The organism is Streptomyces triticagri, assembly GCF_003429565.1.
Classification (GTDB): Bacteria; Actinomycetota; Actinomycetes; order Streptomycetales; family Streptomycetaceae; genus Streptomyces; species Streptomyces triticagri.
Window position 1 is genome coordinate 33,191 of record NZ_QUAK01000105.1, and the last position, 16,569, is coordinate 49,759.

A 16,569-nucleotide genomic window follows, 5' to 3' on the forward strand; every position below is an offset into this window, starting at 1 on the left:
TGTCAGCCCTTCGTCGCGCCGCTCAGGGTGAAGGCACCGCCGAGCACCTTGGAGATCACCAGGTACACCAGCACCACGGGTGCCGAGTAGATCAGCGAGTACGCCGCGAGCTGCCCGTACGCGACCGCTCCGAACTGGGAGAAGAACTGGTGGATCGCCACCGCCGCGGGCAGTTTCTCGGGGCTCTGGATCAGGACGAACGGGACGAAGAAGTTCCCCCACGCCAGCATGAAGGTGAACAGGGTGACGACACTGGCCCCCGGGAGCACCAGCGGCACCACCATGCGCCACAGGGTGGTCATCCGCGAGGCACCGTCCACCCAGGCGGCCTCCTCCAGCTCCACGGGCACCCCGTCGATGAACCCCTTCATCAGCCAGATCGCGTACGGCAGTGATGTCGCCGCCAGGAACAGGGTCGTCGCGAAGGTCGAGTCGAGGGCGTCGAGGCGGACGAACAGCCCGTACACCGGCACCATGACGGCGGTGACGGGCAGCCCTGTCGCGAACAGCACCGTGTACAGGAACGGCCGCTTGAAGCGCAGCTGGAACCGCGACAGCGGATAGGCGCACAGTGTGCCCGCGACGATGGTGATGAGTGCCGAACCGCCGGCGAGGACCAGGCCGTTGAGGATCGGGCGCAGGCTGATGTCGAAGGTGAGCACCGCGGAGAAGTTGTCGAGCGTGAGGCGGTCCGGCAGGCCCGCGCTCAGCGACGCCTCGCCGTCGAGCGCGGCCAGTACGAGCCAGCCGAACGGGAGCGCGAACAGCACGGCCACGAGGCCGAGGACCGAGTACGCCGCGGCGGCACCCGTGCGCCGGCGGGCCGTGGACGTCACTGCGACGGGGGCCATCGTCACACCTCCACCTTCAGGACGCGTACGTAGACGAGGCCGGCCACCGCACCGATGGAGAGAAGCACCAGGGCGACGGCGGTGCCGTAGCCGATCTGGAAGAGCTTGAAGGCCTGTTCGTACATGTAGAGCGGCAGGGTCTGGGACTTGGTGCCGGGGCCGCCCGCCGTCATCACGAAGATCAAGGTGAACAGGGACAGCGTCTGCAGGGTCACCAGCATGAGGTTCGAGACCATGGTGCGTTTGATGAGCGGCAGGACGATGTGCCACAACCGGCGCAGCGGTCCCGCCCCGTCGACGCTCGCGGCCTCGAGGAGGTCCGTCGGCACCTCGGAGAGTGCCGCCGAGTAGACCAGCATGGAGAAGGCGGTGCCGCGCCAGACGTTGGCCAGGATCACGGCGAGCATCGGCGTCATCACCAGCCAGGAGGTCCCTTCGAGACCGAGGCCGCGGAGCAGGGAGTTGAGTGTGCCGTCGTCGCTGAGGAAGGCGAACCACACGTAGCCCGCGACGATTTCCGGGATCACCCACGCGGCGACGACGATCGCGCCCACCGCTCCGCGTGCGGCGCGCGCCCGGCCGCGCATGACGAGTGCGAGGAACAGTCCGAGGAGGTTCTGTCCGACGATCGCCGAGAAGAAGACGAAGACGACGGTCAGCAGCACCGAGTCCCAGAACCTCGGGTCGGAGAACAGCTGAGTGAAGTTGTCGAAGCCGACGAACATCGTGTCGGCCGCACCCGGGCCGGTCAGCGCCGAGTCGGTGAAGGCCGCGTAGAACGTCCAGCCGATCGGGCCGGCGAAGAAGACCGTGAGCAGCAGCAGAGCCGGGGCCATCGGGCCGAGCGCGCGCCGCAGGTTCGGGTGCCGGGCGGCGACGGCCGGTGGCGTACGCGGACCGCTCACTTGACCTGGTCCGCGCCGACGATCGCGGTGACGTTCTTGCGGTACGTCTCGGCCGCCTCGTCCGGTTCGGACTGGCCGGTGGCCACGGACTCGACCGCTGCCTGGATCTCGGCGGAGACCTTCGGGTAGTCCGGCAGCGCCGGGCGGAAGTGGGTGACCTTCAGGAGCTCGGTGAGGGGCGCCACCGAGGCATTGCGCTCGGCGTAGCCCGCGGACGCGGCGACGTCCTCCCGGACCGTCGTCAGGTTGCCCCGGGTGTTGACCCAGGCGGTGTTGGCCTTGTCGAGGGCGGTGGTGAGGAAGTCCCAGCCGCCGTCCGGGTTCCCGCTCTTCTTGCCGATGGCGAGCGAGAAGCCGCCGGACATGCTGGTGGCACCGGGCTCCTGACCGTCCTGGGTGGGCATCGGGGCGATGCCCATGGTGTCCTGCCACTCCGGCCAGCCGTCGCCCTCCCAGGCGCGGGGCAGCCAGGAGCCGTCCAGGGCGATGGCGAGTCCGCCCTCGGGGAGCATCTTCTCGTTGACCGTGTTGGGCAGTTCACCGCTGAGCGCCTGCTGGGGGCTGGGGCCGAGCTGCTCGGAGAAGACGGTGTCGTAGAAGGCCAGCGCGTCGTCGAACCCCTTGCTCTTCGGCACCCACTTCTTGGCCTGCTCGTCGTAGAGGGTGTCGCCGGTGCCGTAGAGCAGCATCTCGAAGCCCTGCATGCTGGTGCCCTCGCCGGCGGCCTTCGAGGCGTAGATGTTCAGTGGTACGACGTCCGCTGCGCCCTTGTCCTTGACGGCGCGGGCGGCGTCGAGGACCTCGCCCCAACTCTCGGGTTTCCAGGGGATCGTGACGCCGGCGTCCTTCAGGAGTTTCTTGTTGTACCAGAGGGCGCGGACGTCGGACGCCATCAGGACGCCGTAGGTCTTGCCGTCCTGGGCCCGGGTCGCCGTCTTCGCCGCGTCCTCGAACCGGTCCCAGTCCTTCCACTGTTTCAGACGGTCGTCGAGCGGCAGGAGGTGGCCGGCCTGGGCATCGGCCTCGATGGTGGAGGAGTCCTCCAGGACCACATCGGGTGCGGTGGACGGCGACTGCTGCATGCGCGCGACCTGGCCGTAGTAGTCCTCGACGCCGCCAGTGATCGGCTGCAGTTTCACGGTCTTGCCCGGGTTCTCCTTCTCGTACTGCTTCTTGGCCCGCTGCAGCCAGTCGGCGGTCGGGTCGCCGCCGCCGAAGTCGAGGTGGACGACCTTGACGGTCCTGTCGTCGGACCCGTTGCCCGAGCCTTCGCCGCAGGCGGTGGCCGCGATGGCGGCCACGGCCAGACACGCCGCAAGTTTCTTCATGGCCCTGTTCCCCTCTTCGAGCTGCGGATCAGTCGCTTCGAGCGGCGGATCGGTCGCCGGTCAGGAGCGGGTTGAGTGCGGAGGCGACCGGGTCGCCGGGACCGAGTCCGGGCATCCAGGAGGCGAGTTCGCTGTGGTGCCACGGCTCGCGCGGCTCGGCGACCCGGGCCCCGTCGGCGACGTAGATGACGGTCATGACCTCACGGACGGTCGCGCTGCGATTCGGCTGTGCGCGGTGCAGCGTCCAGCCGCGGTGGAAGGTGGCGTCACCGGCCTGCATCGGCTGGACGGCGGTGACGGGGTGGCGGCCGTCCTGCAGGAGGCGGGCGAAGTGCGTCTCGGCCTCGTCGGAGATGCCCAGGGTGGCGAGTTCCTTCTCCCGGTGGGAGCCGGAGGCGAACTGCATACCGCCCATGTCCTCGGCCAGGTCCACCAGCGGCATCCACATGGTGACCGTGTCCTCGGTGTCCAGCGGCCAGTAGACGCTGTCCTGATGCCAGGGTGTGGGGCCGCCGCCGGGTTCCTTGAACAGCGCCTGGTCGTGGTAGAGCCGGACGTGCTGCACGCCCAGCAGCCGCGCGGCGATGCCGGCGAAGCGCCGGGCGGTGACGAAGCGCTCGACACCCTGGTCGACCCGCCAGAGGTTCTCGATCTGCACGAACGCCTTGCCGTACGTGTCGCGTTCCTCCAGGGGTCTGGTCTCGGCGCTGTGCCGGCGGGCGGCACCGGAGATGACGTCCCGGTAGGGCGGCACCTCATCGGGCGTGGCCACTGCGGAAAGACGTACGTGCCCGTGCCGGGCGAAGCTCTCGACCGCCGCGGGATCGAGTGCGAACGCGCTGTCCAGCGCCGGGAGTTCTGCGTACCGGGACACCGTCTGTCACCCTCTCGTTACTGACACCTGGCCTGATGCGTGCTAGACGGTAGGCCGTGACCTGTGGCGAGAGAATGGTGCTTCTGGTGCTCCTTGTACGTTCTGGTCGATCGACTGAGGTGGGGTTGTGTCCAGCATTCATGTCAGCTGGCGTTCGGGACCTGCGGGGCGGACCGGGCGCCTGCGGCACGCGGGCCGGATCGAGAACGGCCGCGGCGTCCTGATCCGTCCCTACCGCTCGTTCGACGGCTTCGCCCTGATGTACCTGTACGAGGGCTCGGGCGAATACCGGGAGGAGAACAGGGTCGTCCCGCTGCGAGCGGGCAGCGTCGTCTACGTCACGCCCGGGACCCCGCACTGGTACGGCCCCGTCGGGAGCAGCGGCTGGAACGAGGTCCATCTCGTCTTCGACGGGCGGCTGTTCACGACCCTGCTCGAGTCCCGGCTGATCGATCCGGCGCGGCCGGTCCGCTCACTGACACCCGTCGACTACTGGCTGCCCCGCATCGACGGCTTCCGCACGGCCCGCCCACCGCGCACCCGGGCGGGCATGGACGACGAGGTCTGCAGTCTGCTGCGGCTGCTCGTCGAGATCGACGCGGCGACCGAGGAGAACGGCGGCGACCAGGCGCTCAACTGGCTGGAGGAGTCCCGGCGGTTGCTCGCGGACAACCTCGCGGACCGGCTCGACATGGCCTCCGTCGCCGCCGAGGTCGGTATGGCGTACGAATCCTGGCGCAAGCGGTTCCAGTCCCACACCGGTGTCCCGCCGGCCCGCTACCGGCTGCGCCGCCGGGTCGACGCGGCCCGTGAGCTGATCCGCAACTCGTCGCTGTCCGGCAAGGAGATCGCCGGCATCGTCGGGTTCAGCGACGAGTACCACCTGTCCCGGCAGTTCCACCGGGTGACCGGCATGACGCCCACCCAGTTCCGGCGAGATCCGTGAGAACGATCCGTGAGAACGTGAGAAGGGGAAACGACATGACCACCCGCATACCCCGTCCTTCCCGGCGCACCGTGCTGGCCTCACTGGCCGCCGGCGCGGCCGCACCCGCACTCGGCGGCCTGCCCGCACACGCTGCCCCCGCGCCCGCACGCACGGGCACGGTCCCGGCCTCCGTCCTCGCCGAGAGCGGCGCCTGGTGCTGGTTCGGCGACCCCCGGGCGGTGCACCATCGCGGCACGTACCGGCGCACCTTCGCCGGCTACATCACCGCATCGGGCGAGATCAGGGTCACCCAACACGACCACGACTCCGGCGAGTTCACCACCTCGACGCTCATCACCGACTTCCAGGTGGACGACCACAACACCCCGTCGATCCTGATCCGCCACGACGGCCGGGTCGTGGTCTTCTTCTCCGGCCACGGCGGCCCCGAGATGTACTACCGGCGCTCGGTGGCGGCGGAGGACATCAGCCGGGGCTGGGAGCCGCTGAAGACGGTGCCGACCAATACCTCCGGCGAGTACGGCTACACGTACCCCAATCCGATCGAGCTCGCCGACGAGGAGCACCGGCTCTATCTCTTCTGGCGCGGCGGCGACTTCAATCCGGCGTGGTCGTCCACGACGGGCGGCGACCGGTGGACCGACGCCGAGCAGCTGATCAGCGTGCCGGGCGAACGGCCGTACGTGAAGATCGCGTCGAACGACACCGACACCATCCACTTCGCCTTCACCGACGGGCACCCGCGCAACGTCGAGAACAGCATCCACTACATGTACTACCGCGGCGGCTCGCTGTTCCGGGCCGACGGTTCCCGCATCGGTCCGCTCGGCACACCCGTCACGCCCGAGCAGGCGACCCGGGTCTACGACGTGGCCTCCGGCCTGGGCAAGGCCTGGATCCACGACATCGCCGACGACGGCAGGGGTCGGCCCGTACTCACCTACGCGGTGTTCCCCACCGACGCCGACCACCGCTACCGGTACGCCCGTTGGGACGGTGACGGCTTCGTCGACGGCGAGATCACCGCCGCGGGCGACACCATCAGCGAGGATCCCAGCGAGCCGAACTACTCGGGCGGCATCACCCTCGACCACGACGACCCGTCCGTCGTCCTGCTCTCCCGCCAGGTCGGGGCGGTCCACGAGGTCGAGCGCTGGACGACGGCCGACCACGGCCGCACCTGGAGCAGCGAGGCGATCACCGCCGGATCCAACGAGCCGCAGGTGCGGCCCCTCTCGCCGCGCGGTCTGCCGTCCTCGGAGCAGCTCGGGATTCTGTGGATGGCGGGCCGCTACCCGAGTTACACCGACTACCGGACGCGGATCATGGCCACCGAGCCGGCCGGCTGACACGGCACGGTCGGGGCGGTGACGACCGCCCCGACCGCCGATCCCGCCACCCCACAGCCGCGTTACTCCTGCCAGAACGTGCAAGTGCGGCCAGTTCAGCCATGTGCATGGCGCCCCGGTCGACGCACCCTGGCGTCGAGCCCGCCGGACCGGCCGGCAGTACGGGACGGAAGAAGGTTGACGCCATGGCACCGAGCGAGGAGTCACGCCGGGGCATGCCGCGCAGGACGGTCGTCGCGACCGCGGTCGCCGCCCCGCTGCTCGCGACCGCACTTCCGTCCCGGGCCCGGGCCCGGGACGCACGGACGGATCCTGCGCGACGCCCGGCCACGGTCAGCGACACCCTTCGCCTCGGCGTGCCGGCGAGCGAGCGCCGGCACCGGCTCGTCGAGCGGGCGGGCAGCAGGGCCGTCACCGGCACGGTCGAGCAGGGGACGCTCGTCGAGCGGTACTCGGCCCGCGCCGTGACCAGGGGTGGCGGCTTCACGGCCACACTCGCGGTCACCCCCGGCGAGCCGCTCACGCTGCACTTCGGCGAGCTGCGGCCCGACGACACCTGGGGCGCCGCGTTCGGCTTCGAGGTCCACCTCGGCGACACCCTCGTGTACGTGCGCGACAGTGCGCAGGCCGACCCGGGCGGCGGACCGTACGGCAGCTTCTTCGTCGAGACCGACGATCCGGAGGTGACCGCGGCGGGCGAGATCGAGGTGACGGTGCGAGGGACCACGCGTGAGCCCGCGTACTTCCGGCACATCCGCGCCTTCGCCGACCTGGACCGGATGGTCCGCGAGCAGGGCCTGCGGGTGCAGGACCGCATCGTATTCGTCCTCGGCCAGGACTACCGGCCCGACTCGGAGTCCCGCGCCAAGCTCGACTACATCACCGAGCAGTTCCGTGACACCGACGATGTGGCCTTCGGCCTCGCCGTACTCGACTACTTCCCCAGACGCACCGCCGGGGAGATGGCCGCGAACTACGCCAAGTGGCTCGACTTCAGCCGTACTTACGAGCTGCCGTTCGCCATCGAGGGTCACGCCGACTGGGAGGGCACACCGCTCGACGAACCGGACGGCTCCGGCGGCACCTTCGGGGACCTGAAGTACCACCAGATTCTGTGGAGCCCGCAGCATCTGCTCGATCGCCCGATGGACAGCTACCGAGGGGAGTCACTCGACGAGCTGCTCGGCACGGACCACGACCGGCGCTACGGGCTCTCCGTCCCCAACCCCTGGGGCATGCCCTGGCTGACCTGGCACAACGCCACGCTCAACGACCACTACCGGCGGAAGGCCGCCGAGTCCATGGCACAGGTACGGCCGCTGCTCTGGCGGCTGCAGCGCACCGGTGAGGCCGGTCGGCTGCTGCCGTTCTCCACCGCCACCGAGAGCGTGTACTGGTCGCACCGCGGCACCGAAGGCGTCTGGGACGACACCTACCGGGACGAGATCAACGGCGGCGTGGCGCGCACCGACCTGTTCGCCGACTACAGTCCCGACGCCGTGGCCGCCGCCGCGAAGGACGGTGTCGTCCTCGACGGGGCCACGCCCCTGAACGCGGCCGAGAAGAGGTGGTTGTGGCGGGCGCAGTCCGTCCATCAGCAGCTGTTCGCCGACGCCTGGTACCACGGGCTGCCGCGGGAGCGGATCGTCGTCGGCCCCGAGGGCGCCGTCTTCCCGCGGGATCTGTTGCGGCACAACATCCACAGCGAGATCTACTCGCGGCTGCAGGAGCCGTACTACAGCAGCGTCCGCCCCTCCAGCGCGCAGGGCGTGGTCCGGCACGGTCGTCCCGGGGCGCAGTACATCTCGCTCGGCGACCACACCGTGGGCGGCTTCTGGCATCTGCAGAGGCTGCGCGAGTTCGGCCGGCTCGCCAATCCCAATCTGGAGGACTCGGTGTCCTTCGACCCGTCCGACAAGACGCTGATCCTGCGCCAGACCTTCGTCAACGGCTCGCGCTACACCTCCCCGTACAACTGGCAGCGGGCTGCCGACGCCGATCCGGCGGAGAACGAGGCGACGCGCTGGATCAACCCATTCCTGGCGACGCTGCATCCCTGGGATGTGCAGAACGACGCCGCCCCCACCGCCGTCCTGCGCGGCAGACGCAGAGTCCACCAGACCTTCTCCGCGGGCGAGTTGGGCCTGCTCAACGACGTGCGGGTGCGGGCGCGGCGGACGGGCGCGGCCGCGGCGCTGCGCTGCGCCTGACGGTGCGCGACGCGGGCGGTGCCGTACTCGGCATGCGGCATCTGGGCGGCGCGGAACTGCCCCGGGACGGCTGGACGCAGTTCGCGCTGCCCGTCATCGAGTTGGCCAGGGGTCGGAAGTACGCGATCGAGGTCGAGCAGGTGGCGGGCGGGAAGGCGGCGTACGAGTTCCCGGTCAACGGGGACGGGCTGCTCCTGCGGACCGGTCTGGACATGCACCGGGAGCGCGACCGGTCCCTGATCCTCCAGTGGTACCGGGACGCGGCCGATGCCATCGCCGACATCCGGGAGGAGACCGGCGACCGGGACGCCCGTGCGGTCCGGCTGCTCGACCGGGCCGAGCGCGCGCTGGCAGGTCACCGGCCGCGCGAGGCCTACGAGTTGGCCATCAAGGCCGATACGCTGCGCTTTCCCGTCCTGTATCAGGTGCACGCCGGCCGCCGCGGCGGCTTCGAGCCGTTCCCACTGGACGCCGACGCGGACGTCGACGCGGATGTCGACCTCACCGCGCACGATGCGGGGCACGGTCTGGAGTTCCAGGTGTACGGATACGGCAGCGGGCGGGTGGACTTCACCGTGCGCGGCCTCGGGACGCGGCCCGAGGTCACCGTCGACGGCCGGCCGGTGCCGACCCGGCCGCGCCCCTCCGGAGCCACCTTCTGCGTGGAACTCACCGGCGGGGACGGCGGGCAGCGGGGCGACGGCCACACGGTCCGCATCCGGAACTGAGCTTCGCCCACGACAACCGAGGAGTGCCGCGCATGAGCGCCGACACCACGTCCCACGTCCACGAGCTGGACCTCCCGTACGAGGGCCTGCCCGTGTCCGCCTCCGCCGACTTCCACCGCGACGGGTTCGTCCACCTCTCCGGGGTGCTGTCGCCGGCGACGGTCGAGGAGTACGAACCGACGATCACCGCCGAGGTTCTCCGCCTGAACGGCCAGGACCTGCCGCTCGCCGAACGGGACACGTACGGCAGGGCCTTTCTCCAGGTCACAAACCTGTGGCAACAGCACGCGAAAGTAAGGGAGTTGGTGTTCTCACGACGCCTTGCGAAGATCGCAGCCGATCTGCTCGGGGTGCACGCGGTGCGGCTCTACTACGACCAGGCGCTGTACAAGGAGCCGTCCGGCGGCATCACCCCGTGGCACGCCGACCAGTACTACTGGCCGCTGTCCTCCGACCGCTGTCTCACTCTCTGGCTCCCCCTGCAGGAGACCCCGCTCGAGATGGGTCCGCTGGCCTTCGCACGCGGCAGCCACACCTTCTCGTACGGCCGTGACCTGCCGATATCCGACGCATCGGAGGCCCGACTGCGACAGGCGGTGGCGGAGCAGGGCTTCGAGGACGTCGTGGCGCCCTTCGCCCTCGGCGACGCCAGTTTCCACCGCGGCTGGACCTTCCACCACGCCGGTCCGAACCTGAGCACGGTCCCGCGGCGGGTGATGACCGTGATCTATCTGGACGGCGACACCCGGGTGGCCGAGCCCACCAATGAACATCAGATCGCCGACCGCGCCTGGATGCCCGGCGCCGAGGTCGGTCAGGTGCCGCGCACTCCGCTCAACCCGGTGCTGCACGACGGGAGTCGGGGCCGATAGCTGCACGCCGGGTCGGCGGTCACTCCGCCGGGCCCGCGGTCCGCCCGCGCGCCAGTGTCCGAAACGTTCAAGACGAGGCAATCGCCCTCTCCTAGGCTCACCGCATGACTACTCCACGCATCGACGCACTCTCCATGGTGGTCAGCGACATGGCCGCCGCCGTCGCCTTCTACCGCCGGCTCGGCCTCGACTTCCCCGAGGGCTCGGAGTCCGAGGACCATGCGGAGGCCCCGATGCCCGGCGGCCTCCGCTTCATGCTGGACACGGAGGCCGCGATCCGCTCCTTCGCACCCGATTTCACACCGCCCTCGCCCGACGGCCGCGCCGGCTTCGCCTTCAAGTGCGAGAGCCCGTCCCAAGTGGACGCCGTCTACGCCGAGTTGACGGCAGCCGGCCACAAGGGCGCGGCCGAGCCCTGGGACGCGGACTGGGGCCAGCGCTACGCCCAGGTCGAGGACCCGGACGGCCAGACGGTCGACCTCTTCGCCTGGCAGCCGGAGAAGGGCTGATCCTCGATCATCGGGGACGTTCCCCTATGGCTCCAGGGTCAGCAGCCGTCCGAGGGGCATTCCTGCCAAGTCCCGTACGTCACGGGCCAGATGCGCCTGGTCCGCGAATCCGGCCACGGCCGCGGTCTCGGCGAAAGGCAGACCGGTGCGGGCCAGGGTGAGGGCGCGCTGCAGGCGCAGGATGCGGGCCAGGGTCTTCGGGCCGTATCCGAAGGCGTCGAGCGAGCTGCGGTGCAGCCGCCTGGCGCCGACGCCCAGGGCGTCCGCGGTGGCGGCGACTCCGTGGCCGGACGCCAGCCGCTCGGCGATCAGTCGGGGCAGCGGGTCGGCGGGGGCGGAGTCCGCGGCCCGGTCCAGGACGAGCGATTCGAGTGCGGTGGCGGGATCCCCGGCCGCGGCCACCCGTGCGGTGAGTCTCCGCACCTGGGCGGCCGGCCAGAGCTCGGCGAGGGCGACCCGGCGGTCGCGCAGTTCCCGAGCCGGCACGCCGAGCACCGGATATGCGGTGCCCGGGGCGAAGCGGAGGCCGGCCACGGTGCCGTCGCCCGGGGCCTCCGGTACGTAGGCGTGCAGGTCGGGCCCCGCCACGTACAGCCGGTCGTCCATCCACAGCAGGTCCATGCAGCCGTCCGGCAGGACCGGGTAGGGCGGGTCGTGCGGGCGCCGGGCGGTCCGGGTCCAGACGACGGCGCCCTCGTGCCGCGATGCGCGCTCCTGGTACACGGTCCGAGGCTACGCCGCGCCGCCCGAACGGTGTTCCTTCGGGCTGATCCCGTAGGCCCGTTTGAAGGCGCTGGACAGGGCGAACGCGCTGCCGTAGCCGACCTGTCCGGCGATCGCGCCGACCGTGAGATCGGTGTCGCGCAGCCGGTCCGCGGCGATCGCGAGCCGCCAGCCGGTCAGATACGCCATCGGCGGTTCGCCGACGAGTTCGCCGAAGCGGCGGGCCAGTGCCGCGCGCGAGACGCCGGCCTTCGCGGCGAGCGAGGCGACCGTCCAGGGGTGGGCCGGATCGTCGTGCAGCAGGCGCAGGGCCCGGCCGACGACGGGGTCGCCGAGCGCCGCGTACCAGGCCGGCGGATCGGCCTCCGGCCGCGAGAACCAGGTGCGCAGGACGGCGATGAGGAGCAGGTCGAGGAGCCGGTCGAGTACGACGTCCTGGCCGGGCTCGTCGCGCACGATCTCCTGGTCGAGGAGCGGCACGATGAGCCCGTCCCACTCCTCGCGGGCGAGGACGAGCAGCGGCGGCAGGGCGTCGAGCAGACGGGCACTGATCTCGCCGCGCATCTGGTAGGTGCCGACGAGCATGATCGCGTCGCCGTCCACCCGGCCGCCCCAGGTGCGGGTGCCGAGGTCCATGTAGTCGGGCAGTTCCCGGCCGTCGGGCGCCGCGCAGCGGCCGCCCGGGTGGATCACGGCGCCGGGTGGGGTCTGCGGGGTGTCCCCGCAGGTGTACGGGGCGGGGCCGCGGGCGATGGCGATGTCGCCCGGGCGCAGGTGGAGCGCCTCGCCCCGGTCGGGCACGAGCCAGGCGTCACCGCGGGTCATGGCCATCACCGACAGGGGCGCACGGTCCTCGATCCGTACCGCCCAGGGCGGGTCGAAGCAGGCCCGGATCAGGAAGGCGCCACGCGCGCGCGGTCCGTCGAGGAGTCCTGCGAGAGCGTCCATGGAGTGAGGGTAGCCAGACGACGCCGCGACGATCCCGGTGGATCGGATCGGGACGGGCCGGCCTCCGGCCGGGATGGTGCGGGCCGGTCTCCGACCGTGCAGGCACGACCCCGGCCTTCCGCCAAGCAGGCTCAGCCCTGGTTCCCGGCCAGCCCAGGCGCAGCCCAGGTCCCCGGCCGGCAAGACACCGCCACGTGCGCGGCACGCCGCCGGTGCTGGGCCAGGTCACCTACTACCGGGTCGGTGAACTTCCAGCAAGCCGGACGGGAGCACCTGCACCGGCCCGAGCGCGCACGAGACCGGGCCAACCCGGCAAGCGGAACCCCGACGCCAACGCGGGCGGCCCTGTCTCCAGCCGGGAAGACACCGCCACATGCGCGGCACACCGCCGGTACCGGGCCAGATCACCTGCTCCCGCGTCGGTGAACTTCCGGCGAGGCAGGCGGGGGCGCCTGCACCAGCCCGGGCGCGCACGAGTCCAGCGGGCCCGGCAAGCGGAACTCCGACCGCGGTACGTGCGAATCCGGTCCCCGGCCGGCAAGACGCCGCCACGTACCGGGCCCGGTCACCTACTGCCCGGGGCGGGCGATCTTCTGGCGAGCCGGACGGAGGCGCCTGCGTCGGCCCGGGCGCGCACGAGTCCACCGAGCCCGGCAGGCGCAACTCCGACGCCGGCGCGTGCGAATCCGGTCGCCGGCCGGGAAGACGAAGACGCCGCCGTGCCGGGCCCGGTCACTTGCTCCCGGGTGGGTGATCTTCCGGTGCGGCGGGCGGGGGCGCCTGGGGCCGCCCGGGTGTGTACGAGTCCGGCGAGGCCGGTGGGGGTGCGTGCGGATCCGGCGCGCCGATCGAGGGCGGATCCTGCGGACTCGCCGGGCCCGATGGCCCGGGCCGGTCGGTGTCGGGCGCGGAGGGTTCCTCATCGGGCAGCGGCCCGGCCGTGCCGTTGCGCTTCGGGTGGGTGCGCAGCCGCGAGGTGACGTCGTCCGGGGGCAGGAACTGGGCCCAGCGCTCGGGGAATTCGGACGGCATGTCCGGGTCGTCCGGATCCTCCGTGGCGGCGCGCGCAGCGGCGGCGCGGGCGACGACCTCGGCGGCACGCGCCTCGCGCACCCGCTCGTTGGCGGCGCGGGCCGCGGCCGTGGTGACGGAGGGCCAGACCCGGTCCACCGCCGCATTGACGGCCGCACCGACGAGGACGGCGAAGGCCGAGACCCCGATCCACAGGAGTACGGCGACGGGTGCGGCGAGGGAGCCGTAGATCGTCGGCCCCTCCACGGTGTTGGTGAGGTAGACGCGCAGCAGGGCGCTGCCGAGGATCCACATGGCGAGGGCCACCAGCGCGCCCGGTACGTCCTCGATCCAGGGTGAACGCACCGGCACCGACACGTGGTAGAGCGTGGTCAGGAAGACGATGCCGAGCAGCACGACGACGGGCCAGTACAGGACCTGGACGAGGGTCTCGCTCCACGGCACGACCTTGAGGACCGCGTCCGGGCCCGCCACCATCAGCGGCAGCGCCACCGAGCCGATCAGCAGCGCGACGATGAACAGCAGGAACGCGAGCAGCCGGGTGCTGACGATGCCGCGCACCCCGTCGAGCCCGTACATCACGGTGATGGTGTCGATGAAGACCGTCACCGCGCGCGAGCCCGACCACAGGGCGATCACGAAGCCGAGGGAGATGACGTCGGGGCGGCCTCCCTTCATCACGTCGTCGATGATCGGCTGGGCGATGTCGTGCACACCCCGGTCCGAGAGCACGGTGCGGGCCGCTTCGAGGATGTTGTCCTCGACGGACTGCATGGTGTCGGCGCCGGTCCACACGTCCACGTATCCGAGAAGTCCTGCCAGGCTCAGCAGGAGTGGCGGAACGGACAAGAGGGTGAAAAACGCCGCTTCGGCGGCAAGGCCCAGAATCCGGTATTCCACGCAGGAGTTGACGGTGTCCTTGAGGAGCAGCCAGGCGGTCCTGCGTTTCGAGACGTTCCGGTAGAGCGCGCGGGCGCGGTGGAGTCGGCCCGAGGTGGGCTCGGGAGTTTCTTTTGCCTGGTGCACCTCCATACCGTAGCGGCATGGCCGTCCCCGCCCACACCGTGACCGACAGGCCTTCGGCCCAGGTGGGATACGACGCGGAGGTGGTGCTGCGCCGACACGGCACCACCTCCGCCTCCATGGCCCCGCAGAACAGGAACATGAGCGCCGCACTGCGGCGCATGCACCACTTTCGGCCAGGTGCTCGACGGGTGCGAGAGTTGCAGGGAGTTGCATCGGGTCGGCCAACTCGGCCCCGCCGATGCCGTCTCGGGGAGACGATGGAGTCCACTCGCACCCGTCGGGCTTTCGGGGAGGGCACCGATGACGAACGCGACGATCGACCTGACGAAGCTGGCGGCCGTCGACTCGCGGCGTGCCGCCAAGCTGCTGCAGGGGGTGCGCGCCGCGACCCTGTCCGGCCAGGCGCCGCCGATCGAGCCGCGGCCGGTGATCGAGGAGTCCTGGAGCCGGATGCTCCGCGGCGGGGTCGACCCCGAGCACGACGTACGCGAGGGCCTGTTGACGCTCGCGGACCTGGAGCTGCGGCGGCGCGAGTCGGTGCTGCAGGAGGTCCTGCCGGTGCTGCGCGAGGGCCTGGTGTCCATCGCGGACGCGGCGCACCACATCATGGTGGTGAGCGACGCGGACGCCCGGGTCCTGTGGCGTGAGGGGCATCCGTCCGTGCTCCACAAGGCCGACCAGCTGGGCTTCGAACTCGGCGCGGACTGGCGGGAGTCCACCGTGGGCACCAACGGTGTCGGCACTCCCCTGGTGGCCCGCCGCCCTGTACAGGTCTTCTCCGCCGAGCACTTCGTGAGCAGTCACCATCCGTGGACCTGCGCGGGGGCGCCGGTCACGGATCCGCGCGACGGGCGGCTGATCGGTGTGGTCGATGTGAGCGGCCCGTTCGACACGATGCATCCTTCGACGCTGGCCCTGGTCCGCTCGGTGGCCCGGCTCGCCGAGGCCGAGCTGCGCAACCGTCATCTGGCGGTACTCGACCGGCTGCGTACGGTCGCGGTGCCGCTGCTCTCCCGCACCGGTGGCCGCGCCCTGGTGGTGGACACCCACGGCTGGCCGGCCGCGGTGCACGGCATGACTCCGGTCGACCGGGTGCCGCTGCCGAAAGGGCTCGGTCCGGGCCGGGCCGTGCTGCCGGGGTTCGGCGAGTGCACGGTGGAGCCGCTCCCCGGCGGGTGGCTGCTGCGGCTGGATGCAGGGCCGGCCGGGCACACCGGGGTTTCGCGGGTCGTCCTCGATCTGGGCGGCCCCCGGGAGTGGACGGTCACCGTCTCGGGGCCGTCCGGCAGCTGGACGCACGAGCTGTCGCCGCGCCATGCGGAGCTGCTCTATCTGCTGGCCGCGGATCCGTCGGGGCGTACGGCGGCGGGGCTGGCCCAGGACGTGTTCGGCGATCCGAGCCGCGCGGTGACGGTGCGCGCAGAACTGTCGCGGGTGCGGCGCTATCTGTCCGGTGTGCTCGCGCACCGCCCGTACCGCTTCCACGAGGACGCGGAGGTCGAGGTGGTCCTGCCGGCCGACCCGGCGTATCTGCTGCCGCACTCGTCGGCGCCGGCGGTGGTCAGGGCGCGTGGGGCCGGGCCGCGGTGAACAGGGCGAGCCCGCCCCGGCGAGTGTTTTGTCGCGGACGTACGGGCGTGGTTCGCTGACCGCATGAGCATCACTGTGACCACCTGGTCCCTCGAGCAGACCTCCCCCGACGACCTGGTGCCGGCCGCCGCGCCCTCGGACGATGTGCGGGTCGTCCGCGCCGAGGTGCCGTCGCCGGAGTTCAGCCGGTTCCTGTACACGGCGGTCGGCGGGGACATCCGCTGGACCGACCGGCTCTCGCTGTCCTACGCGGACTGGGACGCCGAGCTGACGCGTCCAGGTGTCGAGACGTGGGTGGCGTACGAGAAGGGGACGCCGGCCGGATACGTGGAGCTCGCCGGCCGCGAGGAGGGAGTCGTGGAGATCGTCTACTTCGGCCTCATCCCCGCCTTCCGCGGCCGCCGGATCGGCGGCCACCTCCTCTCGTACGGTGTGGCGCGGGCCTGGGACCTGGCCGAGCGGTGGCCGGGACGGACCCCGACGAAGCGGGTGTGGCTGCACACCTGCAGCAAGGACGGCCCCCACGCGATGTCCAACTACCAGCGCCGCGGCTTCCGCCTCTTCGACACAAAGACGGAGGACGAGCCGGACATCACCACTCCGGGCCCTTGGCCGGGGGCTCTCTGAGCCCCTCAGGCGTTTGAGGAGGCCCCTCCGGCAGGAGTCTCGGGAAGG

Annotated in this window: 15 protein-coding genes; 8 read left to right on the forward strand and 7 right to left on the reverse strand. The window is 71.3% G+C overall.

Annotated elements, in window-relative coordinates; translation table 11 throughout:
* Positions 1–2 precede the first annotated feature (2 nt).
* Genes DY218_RS19450 through DY218_RS19465 form a run of 4 tightly spaced genes read right to left on the reverse strand, consistent with a single transcriptional unit; the run spans position 3 to position 3,958 of the window.
* Positions 3–851: a carbohydrate ABC transporter permease gene (locus DY218_RS19450; RefSeq protein WP_128557355.1), complete on the reverse strand. Its 849-nt coding sequence runs from the start codon at positions 849–851 to the stop codon at positions 3–5.
* Between the two features lie 2 nt (positions 852–853).
* A complete protein-coding gene (locus DY218_RS19455) occupies positions 854–1,756 on the reverse strand; it encodes a carbohydrate ABC transporter permease (RefSeq protein WP_233521717.1) in 903 nt (300 codons plus the stop codon).
* Complete coding sequence (locus DY218_RS19460) at positions 1,753–3,084, reverse strand: extracellular solute-binding protein (RefSeq protein WP_128557356.1); 1,332 nt, start codon at positions 3,082–3,084, stop codon at positions 1,753–1,755. The genes DY218_RS19455 and DY218_RS19460 overlap by 4 nt, the downstream gene beginning before the upstream one ends.
* A 28-nt stretch (positions 3,085–3,112) precedes the next feature.
* A complete protein-coding gene (locus tag DY218_RS19465; protein ID WP_128557357.1) occupies positions 3,113–3,958 on the reverse strand; it encodes a phytanoyl-CoA dioxygenase family protein in 846 nt (281 codons plus the stop codon).
* A 127-nt stretch (positions 3,959–4,085) separates the two neighbouring features.
* On the opposite strand from DY218_RS19465, the gene DY218_RS19470 reads away from it, so the two are divergent.
* The 6 genes from DY218_RS19470 to DY218_RS19495 all read left to right on the forward strand — a co-directional run bounded on the left by DY218_RS19470 (position 4,086) and on the right by DY218_RS19495 (position 10,575).
* Entirely contained in the window at positions 4,086–4,904 is an 819-nt protein-coding gene (locus DY218_RS19470; RefSeq protein WP_128557358.1) for a helix-turn-helix domain-containing protein, read from the forward strand.
* 35 nt (positions 4,905–4,939) lie between these two features.
* Entirely contained in the window at positions 4,940–6,256 is a 1,317-nt protein-coding gene (locus DY218_RS19475) for a BNR-4 repeat-containing protein (protein WP_128557359.1), read from the forward strand.
* Positions 6,257–6,441: 185 nt separating this feature from the next.
* Positions 6,442–8,466, forward strand: a complete 2,025-nt coding sequence (locus tag DY218_RS19480; protein ID WP_128557360.1) for a hypothetical protein — start codon at positions 6,442–6,444, stop codon at positions 8,464–8,466.
* 2 nt (positions 8,467–8,468) lie between these two features.
* Positions 8,469–9,194 (forward strand): hypothetical protein, encoded by a 726-nt coding sequence (locus tag DY218_RS19485; protein WP_128557361.1) that lies wholly within the window; start codon positions 8,469–8,471, stop codon positions 9,192–9,194.
* A 32-nt stretch (positions 9,195–9,226) separates the two neighbouring features.
* Positions 9,227–10,066: a phytanoyl-CoA dioxygenase family protein gene (locus tag DY218_RS19490; protein ID WP_128557362.1), complete on the forward strand. Its 840-nt coding sequence runs from the start codon at positions 9,227–9,229 to the stop codon at positions 10,064–10,066.
* Positions 10,067–10,170: 104 nt separating this feature from the next.
* Positions 10,171–10,575: a VOC family protein gene (locus tag DY218_RS19495; RefSeq protein ID WP_128557363.1), complete on the forward strand. Its 405-nt coding sequence runs from the start codon at positions 10,171–10,173 to the stop codon at positions 10,573–10,575.
* Positions 10,576–10,599: 24 nt separating this feature from the next.
* Here DY218_RS19495 and DY218_RS19500 read toward each other — a convergent pair whose 3' ends face one another.
* From DY218_RS19500 to DY218_RS19510, 3 genes are all read right to left on the reverse strand, one after another.
* Positions 10,600–11,298 carry a helix-turn-helix domain-containing protein gene (locus DY218_RS19500; RefSeq protein ID WP_128557364.1) on the reverse strand — a complete coding sequence of 233 codons (699 nt, stop codon included), beginning with the start codon at positions 11,296–11,298 and terminating at the stop codon, positions 10,600–10,602.
* A gap of 9 nt (positions 11,299–11,307) precedes the next feature.
* Positions 11,308–12,246, reverse strand: coding sequence for an AraC family transcriptional regulator (locus tag DY218_RS19505; protein WP_128557365.1), 939 nt, complete (start codon positions 12,244–12,246; stop codon positions 11,308–11,310).
* 732 nt (positions 12,247–12,978) lie between these two features.
* Positions 12,979–14,310 (reverse strand): YihY/virulence factor BrkB family protein, encoded by a 1,332-nt coding sequence (locus tag DY218_RS19510; protein ID WP_407703659.1) that lies wholly within the window; start codon positions 14,308–14,310, stop codon positions 12,979–12,981.
* A 294-nt stretch (positions 14,311–14,604) separates the two neighbouring features.
* Between DY218_RS19510 and DY218_RS19515 the strand changes: the two genes are divergently transcribed.
* On the forward strand, positions 14,605–15,894 hold the full coding sequence (locus DY218_RS19515) for a GAF domain-containing protein (RefSeq protein WP_128557366.1): 1,290 nt from the start codon (positions 14,605–14,607) through the stop codon (positions 15,892–15,894).
* Between the two features lie 63 nt (positions 15,895–15,957).
* A complete protein-coding gene (locus tag DY218_RS19520) occupies positions 15,958–16,521 on the forward strand; it encodes a GNAT family N-acetyltransferase (RefSeq protein WP_128557367.1) in 564 nt (187 codons plus the stop codon).
* Positions 16,522–16,569 lie beyond the last annotated feature (48 nt).